The following is a 316-nucleotide window of genomic DNA, read 5'->3' as shown; positions in this document are numbered from 1 at the left end:
GCAGGCAGTCAGTTTGTAGGTCAGAACGGAGCGTAGAACGGCTGTGACACACTTACCTGTGCACCGCCCCGGGTCAACTCCCGGAGCTGCTCCAGCAAGGGCGGCTCAGTACCCTCGGGCATCTGCCAGCGCAGGGTGACACGATCGGTGAACTGGGGGTCTGCAAGCTTTGCCCCCGCCGCCTGGATGAGCAGCGCCGCCCGCTCATAGAGCGAGTAGTCCACCGTCACTTCCAACTCCCCCACACTGCGTACCGTGACCACCTCGGCAGCTTCCAACGCGCGGGCGGTGGCGGTGGTATAGGCCCGCACCAGGC

General features: G+C 65.5%; 1 protein-coding gene. It reads right to left on the bottom strand.

The window, feature by feature from the left end; genetic code table 11:
- Positions 1-20: 20 nt before the first annotated feature.
- Positions 21-316 (bottom strand): DUF1949 domain-containing protein (locus P0G09_RS17155; protein ID WP_275253272.1); only part of this gene is annotated, 296 nt, incomplete at its 5' end.

Source organism: Faecalibacterium sp. DFI.5.82 (assembly GCF_029076575.1).
Taxonomy (GTDB): domain Bacteria; phylum Bacillota; class Clostridia; order Oscillospirales; family Ruminococcaceae; genus Faecalibacterium; species Faecalibacterium duncaniae.
Note: the sequence above shows the minus strand (reverse complement) of the source record. Positions and strands in the feature narration are given on the sequence as shown.